This window comes from Klebsiella sp. 2-CIP_Kleb., from assembly GCF_050378715.1.
GTDB lineage: Bacteria > Pseudomonadota > Gammaproteobacteria > Enterobacterales > Enterobacteriaceae > Klebsiella > Klebsiella quasipneumoniae.
Genome location: NZ_JBNRLG010000002.1, coordinates 207,084 through 222,834 on the forward strand (window position 1 = coordinate 207,084; position 15,751 = coordinate 222,834).

A 15,751-nucleotide genomic window follows, 5' to 3' on the forward strand; every position below is an offset into this window, starting at 1 on the left:
TCAGGATTTTACTGCTTGCGATTATTTGCACAACTCAGCTGGTATTTCCGCCGGGAGTGGCGCCGCTATCTTGGCGCAATTGCCCTGCTGGCCATTATTGCCGTCCTGCAGCTTGTTCCGCCGAAGGTGGTGGGCATTGTGGTCGACGGCGTGACGCAACAACATTACACCGCGGAGAAGGTGTGGATGTGGATCGGCGCGCTGGTGCTGATCGCGGTGATGGTCTACCTGCTGCGCTATGTCTGGCGCGTGCTGCTGTTCGGCGCCTCTTACCAGCTGGCGGTCGAACTGCGGGAAGACTTTTACCGGCAGCTGAGCCGCCAGCATCCGGCGTTCTATTTGCGCCATCGCACCGGGGATCTGATCGCCCGCGCCACCAACGACGTGGACCGGGTGGTGTTTGCCGCCGGTGAAGGGGTGTTAACCCTGGTGGATTCCCTGGTGATGGGCTGTGCGGTGTTGATTGTGATGTCGACGCAGATTAGCTGGCAGCTCACCCTGCTGGCGCTGCTGCCGATGCCGCTGATGGCCCTGGCGATCAAACGCAACGGCGATGCCCTTCACGAACGTTTTCGCGTCGCCCAGGCGGCCTTTTCCAGCCTCAACGATCGCACGCAGGAGAGCCTGACCAGCATCCGCATGATTAAGGCGTTCGGGCTGGAGGATCGCCAGTCGGCGCAGTTTGCCGCCGATGCGGCTGATACCGGAGCGAAAAATATGCGCGTGGCGCGAATTGACGCGCGCTTCGACCCTACCATCTATATCGCCATCGGGGCGGCGAACCTGCTGGCCATCGGCGGCGGCAGCTGGATGGTGATCCACGGCAGCCTGACGCTGGGGCAGCTGACCAGCTTCGTGATGTACCTTGGCCTGATGATCTGGCCGATGCTGGCGCTGGCGTGGATGTTTAACATCGTGGAGCGCGGTAGCGCGGCCTATGGTCGTATCCGCACCCTGCTCGAAGAGGCGCCGGCGGTGGACGACGGGACCGAGACGGTGCCGGCAGGCCGCGGCGTCCTGCAGGTCGCTATCCGCGATTTCATCTATCCGCAGGCGAGCAAACCTTCACTGGAACAGGTTAATTTTACCCTTCAGCCGGGGCAAATGTTGGGCATCTGCGGGCCGACGGGCGCCGGCAAAAGCACCATTCTGGCCCTGCTGCAGCGCCATTTTGACGTCACCAGCGGCGAGATCCGCTTTCACGATCTGCCGCTACCGCGTCTGCAGCTCGACAGCTGGCGCGAACGGCTGGCGGTGGTCAATCAGACGCCGTTTTTATTCTCCGATACCGTCGCCAATAATATCGCGCTGGGAAAACCGGACGCGACGCCGGAACAGATTGAGCGGGTGGCGCGGCTGGCCAGCGTGCATGACGACATTCTGCGTCTGCCCCAGGGGTACGATACCGAAGTGGGCGAGCGCGGCGTGATGCTCTCCGGCGGCCAGAAACAGCGTATCTCTATTGCCCGCGCCCTGCTGCTGGAGGCCGAAATTCTGATCCTGGATGATGCCTTATCGGCGGTGGATGGTCGCACCGAACACCAGATCCTGTATAACCTGCGCCAGTGGGGAGAGGGGAGGACGGTGATTATCAGCGCCCACCGACTGTCGGCGCTGACCGAGGCCAGTGAAATTCTGGTGCTGCAGCATGGGCATGTCGCCCAGCGCGGCCGCCATGAGGCGCTGGCCGTGCAGCCAGGCTGGTATCGCGACATGTATCGCTATCAGCAGCTGGAGGCCGCGCTCGACGAGGTTCCCCAGGAGCAAGAGGAGGTCCTGGATGCGTAGCTTTACCGAACTCTGGCCGACGCTTAAACGCCTGCTGGCCTATGGTTCACCGTGGCGTAAGCCGCTGGCCATCGCGGTGGCGATGATGTGGATCGCGGCGGCGGCAGAGGTGAGCGGTCCGCTGCTTATCAGCTATTTCATCGACAATATGGTGGCGAAACATACTCTGCCGCTGAAGCTGGTGGCAGGCTTGGCGGCAGCCTATATCGGTCTGCAGCTGCTGGCGGCGTTACTGCACTATAGCCAGTCGCTGCTGTTTAACCGCGCCGCGGTTGGCGTGGTCCAGCAGTTACGCAGCGATGTGATGGATGCCGCCCTGCATCAGCCGCTCAGCGAGTTTGATACTCAGCCGGTCGGGCAGCTTATCTCCCGGGTAACCAACGATACGGAAGTCATTCGCGACCTGTACGTGACGGTAGTGGCGACGGTGCTGCGTAGCGCGGCGCTGATCGGCGCGATGCTGGTGGCGATGTTTAGCCTCGACTGGCGGATGGCGCTGGTGGCGATCGCGATTTTCCCGGCGGTGCTGATCGTGATGATCATTTATCAGCGCTATAGCACGCCGATCGTGCGCCGGGTACGCGCCTGGCTTGCCGACATCAACGATGGCTTTAACGAAGTGATCAACGGCATGGGGGTCATTCAGCAGTTCCGCCAGCAGGCGCGTTTTGGCGAACGGATGCGTGAGGCCAGCTACGCCCACTACCTGGCGCGGATGCAGACGCTACGCCTCGACGGTTTTCTGCTGCGTCCGCTGCTGAGTCTTTTTTCCTCGCTGGTGCTGTGCGGGCTGCTGATGCTGTTCGGCTTTAGCGCGGCGGGCACGATTGAGGTCGGGGTCCTGTATGCGTTTATCAGCTATCTCGGACGCCTTAACGAGCCGCTCATTGAGCTGACCACCCAGCAGTCAATGCTGCAGCAGGCGGTGGTCGCCGGCGAACGCGTTTTCGAGCTAATGGATCGTCCACGCCAGGCGTGGGGCGCCGATGATGCGCCGCTGAGCAGCGGTCGAGTGGAAATCGACCATCTCTCCTTTGCCTACCGCGGCGATCGTCTGGTCCTCCAGGATATCACGCTGGATATCCCTTCCCGCAGCTTTGTGGCGCTGGTCGGGCATACCGGCAGCGGGAAGAGTACCCTCGCCAGTCTGATGATGGGCTATTACCCGTTAACCCACGGGGAGATCCGCATCGATGGCCGGCCGCTCGCTTCTCTCAGCCACAGCGCGTTGCGTCGGGGCATCGCGATGGTGCAACAGGATCCGGTGGTGCTGGCGGATACCTTCTATGCCAACGTCGCGCTGGGCCGGGACATCAGCGAAACCCAGGTCTGGGAAGCGCTGGAGGCGGTGCAGCTGGCGGCGGTGGCGCGCAGCATGAGCGACGGCCTGTACACCCAACTGGGCGAGCAGGGCAATAATCTCTCCGTCGGACAGAAGCAACTGCTGGCGCTGGCGCGCGTGCTGGTGGACACCCCGCAGGTACTGATTCTGGATGAGGCGACGGCAAACATCGACTCCGGTACCGAGCAGGCGATTCAGCAGGCGCTGGCGAAGGTTCGCCAGCATACCACCCTGGTGGTTATCGCCCATCGGCTGTCGACCATCGTCGAGGCGGATACCATTCTGGTTCTGCATCGTGGTCAGGCCGTCGAGCGGGGCAACCACCAGCAGCTGCTGGCGGCGAAAGGCCGCTACTGGCAGATGTATCAGCTACAGCTGGCTGGTGAAGAGCTGGCGGCCAGCGTCAGAGAAGAGTCGCTCAGCGCCTGATGCACCACCAGCAGGCAGCGAAGGCTGGGCGGCCTGTCGTGGTGCAAAAACGTTACATCAAATGCACCGCTGTGGTGCATTTTTGCCCGTTAAATGCCTTTACGCCGGCTAATGCCTGACCTCTCGCCTGTTTTTTGCCATCAAAGGGCCGCTCAGCGGCCTTTTTTCATTTCTGGCATAGCCCTTGCTTTATATCCATCGTGTTAGCTGCGGCCATTACCGAATACTGACTGGAGGGGACTTATGAAGCTGGTTACCGTGGTAATCAAACCATTCAAACTGGAAGACGTGCGTGAAGCCTTGTCTTCCATCGGCATTCAGGGCCTGACGGTCACTGAAGTCAAAGGATTTGGCCGTCAGAAAGGACATGCGGAGCTCTACCGCGGCGCCGAGTATAGCGTCAACTTTCTGCCAAAAGTGAAGATTGATGTGGCGATCGCCGACGATCAGCTGGATGAAGTTATCGATGTCATCAGCAAAGCGGCTTACACCGGAAAAATTGGCGACGGCAAAATTTTTGTCGCTGAATTGCAGCGCGTCATTCGCATCCGTACCGGCGAAGCTGACGAAGCGGCACTGTAATTTCCAGACCACACAGTGATGGGGAACGAAACAATGAAAATGGCAACAATGAAATCGGGTCTGGGGGCATTAGCCCTTCTTCCGGGGCTGGCGATGGCCGCGCCTGCGGTGGCGGACAAAGCCGATAACGCGTTTATGATGATTTGCACCGCGCTGGTTCTGTTTATGACTATCCCGGGGATTGCGCTGTTTTACGGCGGTCTGATCCGCGGTAAGAACGTTCTTTCCATGCTGACGCAGGTGATTGTCACCTTTGGCCTGGTCTGCGTACTGTGGGTCATTTATGGCTATACTCTGGCCTTCGGCACCGGCGGCAGCTTCTTCGGCAGCTTTGACTGGGTTATGCTGAAAAATATTGAACTGAAAGCGCTGATGGGCACCTTCTATCAGTATATCCACGTCGCCTTCCAGGGCTCGTTCGCCTGCATCACCGTCGGGCTGATCGTCGGGGCGCTGGCTGAACGTATCCGTTTCTCCGCCGTGCTGATTTTCGTGGTGGTGTGGATGACGCTCTCCTACGTGCCGATTGCGCATATGGTCTGGGGCGGCGGTCTGCTGGCGACGCATGGCGCGCTGGATTTCGCCGGCGGCACCGTTGTGCACATCAACGCCGCGGTCGCCGGGCTGGTGGGCGCGTATATGATGGGCAAACGCGTGGGCTTCGGCAAAGAAGCGTTCAAACCGCATAACCTGCCGATGGTGTTCACCGGCACCGCTATCCTCTACGTGGGTTGGTTCGGTTTCAACGCCGGGTCTGCCAGCGCAGCGAATGAAATCGCGGCCCTGGCGTTCGTTAACACCGTCGTGGCGACCGCCGCTGCTATCCTGGCGTGGACCTTTGGCGAATGGGCTCTGCGCGGCAAACCTTCACTGCTGGGCGCCTGCTCCGGGGCAATTGCCGGTCTGGTTGGCGTTACGCCGGCGTGTGGTTATATCGGTGTCGGCGGCGCGCTGATCGTCGGTATCGCCTCTGGCCTGGCGGGTATCTGGGGCGTGACTGCGCTGAAACGCTGGCTGCGTGTGGATGACCCTTGCGACGTCTTCGGCGTTCACGGCGTCTGCGGCATCGTCGGCTGTATTCTGACCGGTATCTTCGCGGCGACTTCTCTGGGCGGCGTCGGTTATGCGGAAGGCGTCACCATGGGCCATCAGCTGCTGGTGCAACTGGAAAGTATCGGCATTACCGTGGTCTGGTCCGGCGTCGTCGCTTTTATCGGCTACAAAGTAGCGGATATGACCGTAGGGCTGCGCGTGCCGGAAGAGCAGGAGCGCGAAGGGCTGGACGTCAACAGCCATGGCGAAAACGCTTACAACGCCTGACAGAAAACCCTTCTCCATGTAGCAAAAAGCCTCCCGTAGGGGAGGCTTTTTTTATGCGTTGCGGTTGCGCATCACCCCTTCCTGCACCGTTGAGGCAACCAGCGTGCCATCCTGGGTGTAGAACTCGCCGCGGACGAAGCCGCGGGCGCTGGAGGCCGAGGTGCTTTCGACGCTGTACAGCAGCCACTCATTGATATTAAACGGCCGATGGAACCACATCGAGTGATCGATAGTGGCGACCTGCATGCCGGGCTCAAGGAAACCAACGCCGTGCGGCTGCAGCGCCACCGGCAGGAAGTTAAAGTCCGAGGCATAGCCCAGCAGATACTGATGAATGCGCAGATCGTCGGGAACGGCGCCGTTGGCGCGCAGCCACACCTGACGCACCGGCTCGGCGATATGGCCTTTCATCGGGTTATGAAACTCCACCGGCCGGATCTCCAGCGGCTTATCGCAGAGGAATTTGTCTTTCACCTGCGGCGGCAGGAGATGCGCCAGCTTGCGGGCAATGTCGGTTTCCGAAGGCAGCCCATCAGGGGAGGGGGCGGCCGGCATCGCTTTCTGATGTTCATAGCCGTGCTCTGGCGCCTGGAAGGAGGCGGTCATATAGAAGATCGGCTTCCCGTTCTGGATGGCGGCGACCCGGCGGGCGCTAAAACTGTTGCCGTCGCGCAGCACCTCCACATCGTAGACGATCGGTTTTTGACTGTCGCCGGGGCGCAGAAAGTAGCTGTGAAACGAATGCACCAGACGTTCAACGGGCACGGTCTCTTTTGCCGCATACAGCGCCTGGCCCACCACCTGGCCGCCAAAAACCTGGCGCAATCCCAGGTCTTCGCTCTGTCCACGGAACAACCCTTCCTCAATTTTTTCCAAATCTAATAATGCCAGCAGGTTAGAGAGTGCCTGACTCATACTTTTCCTCAGTTAACAATGGCGGCGCCGCGCGCGTAATGTGGCAAAGTATAACCTGGAATCGCAAGTGGTCCGATGGGTGTAATAATCTGAATAACAACCGGTCAACAGGAAGAAATCTGCGATCTGTGCCACACTTATTGACGACACGAAAGTTCCTGCCGGCGAAGCGGCGGAACATCCTCCTGGGTATTAAGGGATGATAAGGAGAACATCATGAAATTTGCCTATATGTTTAGTGCCTTAGCCGTCGCCGCGACGCTGACCGCCTGTGCTAATCACCACTCGAACAATTCTTCGACGCAGGCGGCCGCACCCGACCCTTACGGTATTGCGACGCTGAGCGTGGCGCAGCAGCAGCCGAGCGTCACGGGGACGATTAATATCCGCCAGAGAATCGCTTTGCCGCCGGATGCGGTGCTGACGGTGACCCTGTCGGATGCTTCTCTGGCCGATGCGCCAGCCCGCGTATTGTCGCAAAAAGCGGTGCGTACCGAAGGCAAGCAGGCGCCATTCAACTTTGCACTGCCTTACAACCCGGCAGATATTCAACCGAACGCCCGCATTCTGTTGAGCGCAGCGATTACGGTTAACGGCCAGCTGATGTTCATTACCGATACCGTGCAGACGGTGATCAACCAGGGGGGCACCCATGCCGACCTGACGCTGGTTCCGGTTCAGCAGACCGCCGTGCCTGTCGCACAGTAAGCTCGCTAAGCCCCCGAATGGGGGCTTTTTTTTGGTCTTCAGTAAACCCAGCGATAGCGCTGGAGATCGATATGGCCGCCGCCGGAGACCTGCACCCCTTCGGCCAGCAGCGCCTGACGCTGCCGCTGCAGATCGGGGCCGGTGAGGGAGATATCGCCATGGCGATTGACCACCCGATGCCAGGGCAGAGTGGACCCTTCCGGCAGACGCTTCAGCACACCGCCCACCTGGCGCGCCGCGCGCGGCGAACCGGCCAGCCTGGCGACATCGCCATAGGTCGTGACATACCCTTCCGGTATCGACGCCACAATGTGCCAGACACGTTGGGGAAATGTATCGTGCGGATCCATATTCAGTCCTGTTACCCGAAAAACGCCAGCATAAGCGCTGATCTTCAGGCTGTACAGCCTGCCCGATCAGGCGGGCTGTTCGACGGTGAACGTCAGAGCGAGGCCGAGGATCTGCATGCCATGGACATTGTCGGAAGGTGAACTGGCGATGAGGCTCTCAAGGAATTTTAACCGCTGCGAGGTCGCGTTGATGATCAGCTTCGCGCGCAGGCCCGGCATGGTCAACGACGAGATGGGGTATACCACCCGACCGCTGATGTAGACCGGTAGCTTGCGCAGTTCCACCTGGCGCAGGACGCCGACGGTGGAATAGAGCAGCGCCAGCGGCGTGACCGCCCGCACCGGCGCCTGAGTAATGGTCACGAAGTCGAGCATTTTTTCAGGGCGCAGATAATTCACCCCCTGAAAGGCGATGGTCATCCCTTCAATGGCGGGTAAAGGCAGAGTGATGGTCTGTGGTGATGAGTCAGTCATTCGATTACCGTCGAGACAAGGTGCTGATGATAAAAGGGGACGCAAGATGGCTAAGTATGGTGGATATCCCGACTGTGTGCTGAGCGCGCGCTCGCAATCTCACAGGTTGAGCGTGAGTGACTGGTTTTATTCGCATTATTGCGCAATAAACCAGCAGGCAGTCGGGGCGTGCTTGCAATTCACCAGGTCAGCAGGGATAATGCGCCAGCGCGTTGGGTAACAACGCTCTCAATGGGGGCTCTGTTGGTTCTCCCGCAACGCTACTCTGTTTACCAGGTCAGGTCCGGAAGGAAGCAGCCAGAGCAGACGACGTGTGTGCCGGGATGTAGCTGGCAGGGCCCCCACCCATTTCGGCCTTCGTAATTTTCCCCTTGTATTTGTGCGGTCTTCTCTGCTGGCCAGAATTTATTCCTAATACAGATCACATATTATTTTTAGTTGCTAAAACACCCTCTACTTATACCATAATATTTACTTGTCATAAATCTGAAATGCTACTGAAATATTAATGTCATTTGCGTGTCATAAATAAAGCGCATCTTATTGGTGGGAATTTGTTGCCAGATCCATGCTATAAAATATATCTCTGGATCAGCATGTTAACTTCGTGTATTAATTATGATGATTTTATTGCACGGGAAGCGTAGCTATGACCACAGTGGTTTTGAATGTAAAAATTGACGCTGAGTTAAAAGAGAAGTTGCGTCATTATGCGGAAGTGAATAACGAGAACCTGGGTACGGCAACGGAAAAGCTGCTGCAGCTGGCTTTTCAGCTGGAGGCGTCAGCAGATGAGGCGGGGGTGACGGAAGAGGACATTGACAGCCAGCATACCGAAGAGGAAGCGACGCCATTAACCCCTAAAGAAATCAAAGCATTAAGAAAACTTCTGAAGAAGAAAAAATGAAACAACAATTCTCTACAGCCAGCAACTATAGCGAAGCCTGCGATATGTTGCGCTCAGGATACGTGAAACACGTTCGCCTGAACTGGAATATCGGTAGTGATGAGTTCTTTCGCATTGCCTCCGACTGGTGTGACACCGGCGCTAAAATTAAAAAAGATGAAGATGGCTTTATTATTTCCTTGAAAGGGTTTCCTATTCCGCGCCAGCATTAATGAAATTGCCTTATTTCCGTCACCGGGTTGCCATAACCAGATGGCAGGATACCCAGGCAATTTTATAAAAACATCTCATATACCTCATGGATGACGGACTTTTGACGGGCTGAAGCCAGCCCGTCGATATTTTCTTATATTATTTTCCGCAAACGCGCACTTTCCCGCTGTTCTGCAAGGCTGTGCCACAATGGTTGTAGCGTGGAGAAGGCCTGGCGCAATGCTTCATCCGGCAGCGTAAACGGCAGACGTAAATAGCGATCGAACGCGCCCTCCAGACCAAACCGCGTGCCGGTGCCGATATGGATCCCCTGGCTTTCCGCACGCGCAGAGAACAAAGTGGCTAGCATGTCAGGGAGTTCCACCCAAAAAGAGAGCCCGCCTTCCGGTGGCGTAAAGCGCCAGCGGGGAAAATACTCTTTCATCAGCTCTTCGCACATGTCCCGGCGCGCCTTCAGCATCTCCCGTCGCGGCGGCAGCAGCGTGGCGGCGTTTGCCAGCAGCCAGCTGCAGGCCAGCTGCTCCAGCAGCGGCGTACCCAAGTCCAGAGAGTCGCGGGCCTGAATAAGCGAGGCGATTGTTCGCGTGCTGGCGCGGATCCAGCCGATGCGCAGTCCCCCCCAGAAACTTTTCCCGGCCGAACCGATGGTGATCACCGCGGCGTCGGGATTAAAGCAGGCCAGCGGCGGCGGGGGCGGGGCGTTATACCAAAGGTCGACCATGGTCTCATCGATCACCAGCGTTGTTCGCGTCCTGGCCGCGATGTCCGCGACCCGCTGGCGGGTGAGGGCATCCATACAGCGCCCGGTGGGGTTGTGAAAATCCGGCATCAGCCATGCCAGACGCGGCGCGGTCTGCGCAATGATCGCCGCGAATCCATCGCAGTCCCACCCCTGCTGTGGGAGTGCGACCCCAATGGGCCGGCAGGAGGCGCCCTGAATGGCGCTGATGGCCATTGGATAGGTCGGGGCATCAATGACCACCCGGTCACCGGGGCCGGTGAACAGACGCAGGATCAGCGCGAAGGCGCTGAGCGCGCCGTTGACCACCATCACTTCATCGGGCCGCGTCGGCAGGCCACGTTCGCTGTAGCGCCGGGCAATCGCTTCCCGTAGCACCGGGAGCCCCTGCTGATCGTAACCGGTCTGGGCGAGATAGGGCGGCAACAGGGTCATGGCATGCTGGAAGGCCTGATGGACCTCCGGACCGGCGCTGAGGGCGGCGGTAGAGAGATTGATCGTCGAGGGAGTCGCAGAGGGCGACGGCAGGTCGGCAGGGCGTTCCGGCAAAACAATGCGCGACCCGCTCCCCTGGCGGCTTTGGATAAATCCCTCCTCCCGCAGCTGGCCGAGGGCGCTGGCGATGGTCGTCCGGCTGACGTTGAGGGCCGCCGCCAGCTCGCGCTCGCCGGGCAGGCGCGTCTGTAGCGTCAGACGGCCATCGAGGATCAGCAGGCGGAGCGCTTCCGCCAGCTGGCGCCATAGCGGTGTGCGAGAACTGGACTCCTGCCAGTTGCCGAGCAGGCGTACCAGGGACTGTGTTCCAAAGCGTCGGGCTGACATAGCGATCCACTTTTCCAAAACTGGCCATTAATTATCAGTCCATTTTTGCTGATGATGAGGGCATTCGCAATGATGTTGAGGAAAAAATATGCTTCGTCGCCTGCTGCAGTTATATATCGGTCTGGTGCTCTACGGCGTGTCCACGGCGCTCTTCGTGCATGCTAATCTCGGCGCCGATCCGTGGGACGTCTTTCATCTTGGAGTGGCTAAACAGCTGGGGATCAGTTTCGGGACCGTGATTATTCTGACCGGCGCCGCGGTGCTGCTGCTATGGATCCCGATCCGGCAGATGCCGGGGCTCGGTACGGTGAGCAATGTGATCGTGCTGGGGCTGGCGGCGGACGCCACGCTGGCCGTCCTGCCGCCGCTGGAATCGCTGGTGGCGCGCAGTGTGCTGCTGGTGGTGGCGATTGTGCTGAACGCTATCGCCACCGGGATGTACATTGGCGCGGGGTTTGGCCCGGGTCCGCGCGATGGCCTGATGACCGGCCTGCACGCTCGCACCGGCTGGTCATTGCGCGGTATCCGGACGGCGATCGAGCTTTCCGTGCTGCTGATTGGCTGTCTGCTGGGGGGCAAGTTTGGCGTCGGAACCGTCATTTACGCGCTGTCGATTGGACCGCTTATCCAGCTGTGCCTGCCGTGGTTCAGTCAGCCCGTCAACCGCAACGCGGTCAACACTCCCCGGGAGAGCGTCTCCTGAAGGGAACCCGCGCCCTCGTCGTCAAGAAGAGGGCGCTTTGTGGTTTACAGACCGCTCAGGCCATGAAGCATCATGTAGATCCCCACCACAATAATCAGTAAACCTGAGATCCAGGGCGCCTTGCGCGAGAGGTCGTTAAGCCACGGCCAGCGGCGGGCGGCATGTTTCATGCTCAGGGCGGCGATAGCCCCGGAAGCCACCAGCGTCAGCGCCAGACCGACGCTAAAGCCCAGCACCAGCGTGGCGCCCAGCGAGAATTTCTTCAGCTGTAAACAGATAAGCAGCACGGTAATGGACGCCGGGCAGGGGATCAGCCCGCCGGTCAGGCCAAACAGCACGATCTGCCCGGTGGTCACCTGGCGGCCATCGAAGCGCCGGTTAATCTCCTGAGCATGGGCCCGCTGATGCGCATCCTGCCACTCTTCCGCCACCAGCGGCGCGGCGGATGAGGACGCATGGTGATGGTCATGGTGGTGATCATGTTCGTGGTGATGATCATGTTCGTGGTGGTGATCATGGTGCGTGTGGGGCTGCGATTCGCGCCAGGTGCGCCAGAGCATCCAGCAGGCAATCAGCACAATGACAATCCCTGAGACCAGCTGAAACCAGGGTTCAGAGGTTTGGGCGTTCCAGCCGCGGCCAAACCACAGACCGGCCATGGCGATCAGCCAGACCACCGCCGTATGCGAAACCGTGGCCGCCAGCCCCAGCAGTACCGCCTGTTTTAAGGTTCCTCGCACCGCCACGATAAAGGCGGCCATCATTGTTTTTGAGTGCCCGGGTTCGAGGCCGTGCAGCGCGCCGAGCAGTATTGCGCTGGGAATAAACAGCCAGGCATTGCCCTGCTGCAAAAGGGAAGTGAAATCGTTCATATCGGGATCCTTGCCAAAAGTGCGTTTATCCTACTCCCCCCCAGTAGTAAAATACTACCCCCCAGTAGATAAAGCGGCTAATAAAAAGGATCATGGTATGCTGGCAGGCGTTGCTGACCACGCAGGTCGGTAATCCCGGACAGAAAAAAACGGTGGATCGCGTAATGTCACACACAGTGAGAGACAAAAAGAAGTTACTGACCCGGCTGAAGAAAATTCAGGGGCAGAGTACCGCATTAGAGAAAATGCTTAATCGCGAGCATGAGTGCGCTGAGGTGCTACAGCAGCTGGCGGCGATCCGCGGCGCGGTCAATGGCATGATGCTGCAGGTTATCCAGGGACATCTCACCGACCATGTGGTGAAAGAGCCAGACGAGACGCAGCGTGAGGCGGATCTGGAGACGGTGATGCAGGTGATTAAATCCTATCTGAAGTAGCCTCCGGCAGAGGGCGGCGAAGAGGCCGCGCCCGCTGACCTTCTGCGCAGGCCGCCTGCCGCTTAATGCGCATGGAGGTTCTCTTCCGCCCACAGAATAAACGACTCTTTTGGCAGCGCTTTGCTGTACAGCCAGCCTTGGGCGTACTGAACGCCATGCTGTCTCAGCCAATCGCGCTGGCTTACGGTTTCCACCCCTTCGGCGACGGTGGCCAAATTGAGCGCCTTGGCCATTTCAATAATGTGCGGCGTCAGCGGCCGGTACTCGAGGGTATCGACAAAGGATTTATCGATTTTCAGCGTGTCGACGTCCAGCTTCTGCAGATAGCTCAGGCTGGAGTAGCCGGTACCGAAATCGTCAATCGAAATGCGGTGCCCGGCCTCGCGGTAGTGTGCGATCACCGGCATGGTGGTCTCCGGGTCAACAAACCCGCGCTCGGTGATCTCAAGGATAATCTGTTCCGCGGCGATCCCCCAGTGCTGCAGCTGATCGTGTAATAGCTTGGGTAGGGTGGGAGAGCGTAAGTCATCCACCGACAGGTTGATGGAGATATGCACTTCCGGCCGCTGCCTCAGCCAGGGACCCAGGTCGGCAAAAATTTTCCTGACGATATCTTCCGTCAGCTGGGTGATCAGTCCGGTTTGCTCGGCCAGGGGAATGAAGATATCCGGCGATAAAAAGGTGCCGTCGGGTTGCTGCCAGCGCGCCAGCGCTTCGGCCCCGGCGATTTTTCCGTCCTGCAATGAAATAATCGGCTGATAGTGAACCTGAATCGCCTGGGAATTGAGGGCGTCCAGCATACTGTTGCGCGGTGAACGCAGGTGTCTCAGCAGGCGCAGCAGCAGCCAGGTGGCAAGCAGGCTGGTGAAGATGCCGACAGGGAGCCAGAAGATCAGCTGCTGGCGAATACGCTGCTGTAGCGGCAGCGTGGATGACCAGGTCACAATGCCGGATCCCAGCTCGGGAATGCGCTGGATCCGGTAGACCGTATTATCCAGGGTCAGCATATTCAGGTGCGGATCTTTAATCCGTTGCCAGACCTTCGCCGGCAGCGGCTGGCTGCTGATCACCATTTTCAGATGGTCCAAACCAAACAGCATGGTATGGATCTTCTCCTCGCTGGCGGGCACCACATCAATGAAGGAGATGGGATCGATCATTACCATATGCTGCCGGCTGGCCATGGCCGTCATCTGGTGATTAAGGCCAAGATCGTTAATCGAGGTCAGCCAGGTGCGATAGCCGTCGGGGGCAATGTGGTCCGGTGGCGGGAAGGTCACCGCAACGCTATGGTCTTCCAGGGAGGAGCATTGCGGTACGGAATCTTCCAGCCAGAGCACTTCCTGCACGTAGCGATGGGTATAGGCGATCCGGCGGAGGGCGAGCAGATGCTCCGGGCTACAGGAGGCAGCAGAGTGTGAGTCGGCCTCCCGCAGTGCTTCCCGGGCCTGATCGGCGACCTGCAGCGTGCGGACGACAATACGGTTGGAATAATCATCCAGCTCACGATAGAACTGCATTTTGGCCTGCCGCGCCGCCTGCCAGATGCTGAGCGAGATAGGCAGGATGATGGCCAGTATCAGCACTCCTGTAAACAGCGCCATCAGATGCCGGATCCTCATGCCTGTGTCCTTATCGTTCGCCGGGTGTCATCAGTATATGCGAAAGATAAACCGCGCGCAGCGGGAGAAATCGCGCTGCGCGGGGAAAAAAAACCGGCATCACAATAGCCTGCGATGCCGGGAGAGAAGGATGATTCCGATGCAGCAGAATAAAAATGAGGGTGTGAATGCCGGGCAGGATGTATTCCGGCATTCAGTCGCAGCATACGCTGCGCAGATGACAGCAATATGTTGGCTTAGTGGGCGTCCGGCGCCGTGATATCGGCGCTGATGCGCAGATCGTTCTCATCAAACACCATGCAGAAGCGGTCATCGAAGGCCAGATTAATCTTCTGCCACGGGCGGAAATGGACGTCGCCGGGCAGCAGAACCTTGACGTTATCGTGACCGTAGCACTGGCCGAACAGGTAGGTATTGTTGCCCAGACGCTCCACCACTTCACATTGAAACTCCACCACGGTACCGGTGGAGACTTCCGGCGTGAGGTGCTCTGGCCGGATCCCCAGCGTGATCGCGGCGCCGGGCTTCAGCGGTTGGGTGGCAACGTTCAGGGTGAGCTGTTGGTCCTGGGCGAGGGTGACCGTTAAGCGCTCTGCCTGCCAGTCGCTGACGGTGGCCGGCAAAAAGTTCATCTTTGGCGAGCCGATAAAACCGGCGACGAACTTGTTGACCGGATTGTAGTACAGCGCCATCGGCGAACCCATTTGTTCGACCTTCCCGTAGTTCATGACTACGATTTTATCGGCGAGCGTCATCGCCTCCACCTGATCGTGCGTGACATACACCATGGTGGTCTTCAGCTCCTGGTGCAGTCGGGCGATATGCAGGCGCATATCGACGCGCAGCTCGGCATCGAGGTTAGAAAGCGGCTCATCGAACATAAACACCCGGGGATTACGCACGATAGCGCGGCCAATGGCCACACGCTGCCGCTGGCCGCCGGAGAGCTGCTTCGGTTTACGATCCAGCAGGTGAGAGAGCTGCAGCGTTTTGGCCACCATTTCCACCTGGCGACGGATCTCCGCTTTCGGCACTTTATTGACTTTCAGCCCATAGCCCATATTCTCCGCCACCGTCATGTGCGGATAGAGCGCATAGGACTGAAAAACCATCGCCACGCCGCGGCGGGCGGGGACCACATCGTTCATCACCTCATCGCCAATCAGCACTTCCCCGTCACTGACCTCTTCCAGCCCGGCAATCATACGTAACAGCGTCGATTTTCCACAGCCGGAAGGGCCGACGAAGACCGCAAACTCGCCATCTTCAATATCGAGATTGACCTGGTGCAGCGTCACCGTGCTGCCGAACCTTTTGGTGACATTCCTCAGTCGTATATTGGACATCCACATTCCCCGAAGTGAGTAGCCGTTGTTTGCCGTTGGCGTGTCGCTGATTTGAGTGTGTTTGTATTACGTGTAACAAATCAGCGTGACGATATTCAACAGCGCTAAAATCATGTCCTGACTATAACTTCCGCGGTTTTTGCGCCATACAGCGGCGTTTCATTTCTGCAAGGATGATCACA

General features: G+C 58.7%; 16 protein-coding genes and 1 other RNA gene. 10 read left to right on the forward strand and 7 right to left on the reverse strand.

Features of this window, described 5'->3' with window-relative positions:
• Positions 1 to 15: 15 nt before the first annotated feature.
• The 4 genes from ACQUTP_RS08965 (at position 16) to amtB (ending at position 5,461) form a co-directional block, all read left to right on the forward strand.
• Positions 16 to 1,788: a SmdA family multidrug ABC transporter permease/ATP-binding protein gene (locus tag ACQUTP_RS08965; protein WP_080935946.1), complete on the forward strand. Its 1,773-nt coding sequence runs from the start codon at positions 16 to 18 to the stop codon at positions 1,786 to 1,788.
• On the forward strand, positions 1,781 to 3,559 hold the full coding sequence (locus tag ACQUTP_RS08970) for a SmdB family multidrug efflux ABC transporter permease/ATP-binding protein (RefSeq protein ID WP_032455638.1): 1,779 nt from the start codon (positions 1,781 to 1,783) through the stop codon (positions 3,557 to 3,559). The genes ACQUTP_RS08965 and ACQUTP_RS08970 overlap by 8 nt, the downstream gene beginning before the upstream one ends.
• A gap of 243 nt (positions 3,560 to 3,802) precedes the next feature.
• Complete coding sequence (glnK, locus tag ACQUTP_RS08975) at positions 3,803 to 4,141, forward strand: P-II family nitrogen regulator (RefSeq protein ID WP_002891893.1); 339 nt, start codon at positions 3,803 to 3,805, stop codon at positions 4,139 to 4,141.
• A gap of 33 nt (positions 4,142 to 4,174) precedes the next feature.
• Positions 4,175 to 5,461, forward strand: coding sequence for an ammonium transporter AmtB (gene amtB / locus ACQUTP_RS08980; protein ID WP_004204781.1), 1,287 nt, complete (start codon positions 4,175 to 4,177; stop codon positions 5,459 to 5,461).
• A gap of 51 nt (positions 5,462 to 5,512) precedes the next feature.
• On the opposite strand, the gene tesB is transcribed toward amtB, so the two are convergent.
• Positions 5,513 to 6,376 carry an acyl-CoA thioesterase II gene (gene tesB, locus ACQUTP_RS08985; protein WP_004204779.1) on the reverse strand — a complete coding sequence of 288 codons (864 nt, stop codon included), beginning with the start codon at positions 6,374 to 6,376 and terminating at the stop codon, positions 5,513 to 5,515.
• A 216-nt stretch (positions 6,377 to 6,592) separates the two neighbouring features.
• On the opposite strand from tesB, the gene ACQUTP_RS08990 reads away from it, so the two are divergent.
• Positions 6,593 to 7,084 carry a YbaY family lipoprotein gene (locus ACQUTP_RS08990; RefSeq protein ID WP_002891903.1) on the forward strand — a complete coding sequence of 164 codons (492 nt, stop codon included), beginning with the start codon at positions 6,593 to 6,595 and terminating at the stop codon, positions 7,082 to 7,084.
• A 38-nt stretch (positions 7,085 to 7,122) separates the two neighbouring features.
• Here ACQUTP_RS08990 and ACQUTP_RS08995 read toward each other — a convergent pair whose 3' ends face one another.
• Together ACQUTP_RS08995 and ACQUTP_RS09000 are read right to left on the reverse strand one after the other, a co-directional pair.
• Positions 7,123 to 7,434 (reverse strand): MGMT family protein, encoded by a 312-nt coding sequence (locus ACQUTP_RS08995; RefSeq protein ID WP_004204778.1) that lies wholly within the window; start codon positions 7,432 to 7,434, stop codon positions 7,123 to 7,125.
• Positions 7,435 to 7,500: 66 nt separating this feature from the next.
• A complete protein-coding gene (locus ACQUTP_RS09000; protein WP_096833645.1) occupies positions 7,501 to 7,908 on the reverse strand; it encodes a dTDP-glucose pyrophosphorylase in 408 nt (135 codons plus the stop codon).
• A 241-nt stretch (positions 7,909 to 8,149) separates the two neighbouring features.
• Here ACQUTP_RS09000 and ffs point away from each other — a divergent pair.
• The 3 genes from ffs to ACQUTP_RS09015 all read left to right on the forward strand — a co-directional run bounded on the left by ffs (position 8,150) and on the right by ACQUTP_RS09015 (position 9,027).
• An RNA gene (ffs, locus tag ACQUTP_RS09005) (signal recognition particle sRNA small type) lies at positions 8,150 to 8,246 on the forward strand.
• A gap of 311 nt (positions 8,247 to 8,557) precedes the next feature.
• Entirely contained in the window at positions 8,558 to 8,815 is a 258-nt protein-coding gene (locus ACQUTP_RS09010; RefSeq protein ID WP_004204776.1) for a hypothetical protein, read from the forward strand.
• Positions 8,812 to 9,027 carry a hypothetical protein gene (locus ACQUTP_RS09015; protein ID WP_004142688.1) on the forward strand — a complete coding sequence of 72 codons (216 nt, stop codon included), beginning with the start codon at positions 8,812 to 8,814 and terminating at the stop codon, positions 9,025 to 9,027. Before ACQUTP_RS09010 ends, ACQUTP_RS09015 begins: the two co-directional genes overlap by 4 nt.
• Before the next feature lie 134 nt (positions 9,028 to 9,161).
• Here ACQUTP_RS09015 and ACQUTP_RS09020 read toward each other — a convergent pair whose 3' ends face one another.
• The gene (locus ACQUTP_RS09020; RefSeq protein ID WP_096833644.1) at positions 9,162 to 10,589 is read right to left on the reverse strand and encodes a PLP-dependent aminotransferase family protein; all 1,428 of its coding nucleotides are present in this window, start codon (positions 10,587 to 10,589) and stop codon (positions 9,162 to 9,164) included.
• Between the two features lie 88 nt (positions 10,590 to 10,677).
• Here ACQUTP_RS09020 and ACQUTP_RS09025 point away from each other — a divergent pair, with 88 nt between their 5' ends.
• Positions 10,678 to 11,292, forward strand: a complete 615-nt coding sequence (locus ACQUTP_RS09025; protein ID WP_096833643.1) for a YczE/YyaS/YitT family protein — start codon at positions 10,678 to 10,680, stop codon at positions 11,290 to 11,292.
• A gap of 44 nt (positions 11,293 to 11,336) precedes the next feature.
• Here ACQUTP_RS09025 and ACQUTP_RS09030 read toward each other — a convergent pair whose 3' ends face one another.
• Positions 11,337 to 12,164 (reverse strand): nickel/cobalt efflux protein RcnA, encoded by an 828-nt coding sequence (locus ACQUTP_RS09030; RefSeq protein ID WP_065696668.1) that lies wholly within the window; start codon positions 12,162 to 12,164, stop codon positions 11,337 to 11,339.
• Between the two features lie 164 nt (positions 12,165 to 12,328).
• Between ACQUTP_RS09030 and ACQUTP_RS09035 the strand changes: the two genes are divergently transcribed.
• Entirely contained in the window at positions 12,329 to 12,601 is a 273-nt protein-coding gene (locus tag ACQUTP_RS09035) for a metal-sensing transcriptional repressor (protein ID WP_004204767.1), read from the forward strand.
• A gap of 62 nt (positions 12,602 to 12,663) precedes the next feature.
• Here ACQUTP_RS09035 and ACQUTP_RS09040 read toward each other — a convergent pair whose 3' ends face one another.
• A complete protein-coding gene (locus ACQUTP_RS09040; protein ID WP_096833642.1) occupies positions 12,664 to 14,223 on the reverse strand; it encodes an EAL domain-containing protein in 1,560 nt (519 codons plus the stop codon).
• A 236-nt stretch (positions 14,224 to 14,459) separates the two neighbouring features.
• The gene (locus ACQUTP_RS09045; RefSeq protein ID WP_096833641.1) at positions 14,460 to 15,569 is read right to left on the reverse strand and encodes an ABC transporter ATP-binding protein; all 1,110 of its coding nucleotides are present in this window, start codon (positions 15,567 to 15,569) and stop codon (positions 14,460 to 14,462) included.
• Between the last annotated feature and the right edge of the window lie 182 nt (positions 15,570 to 15,751).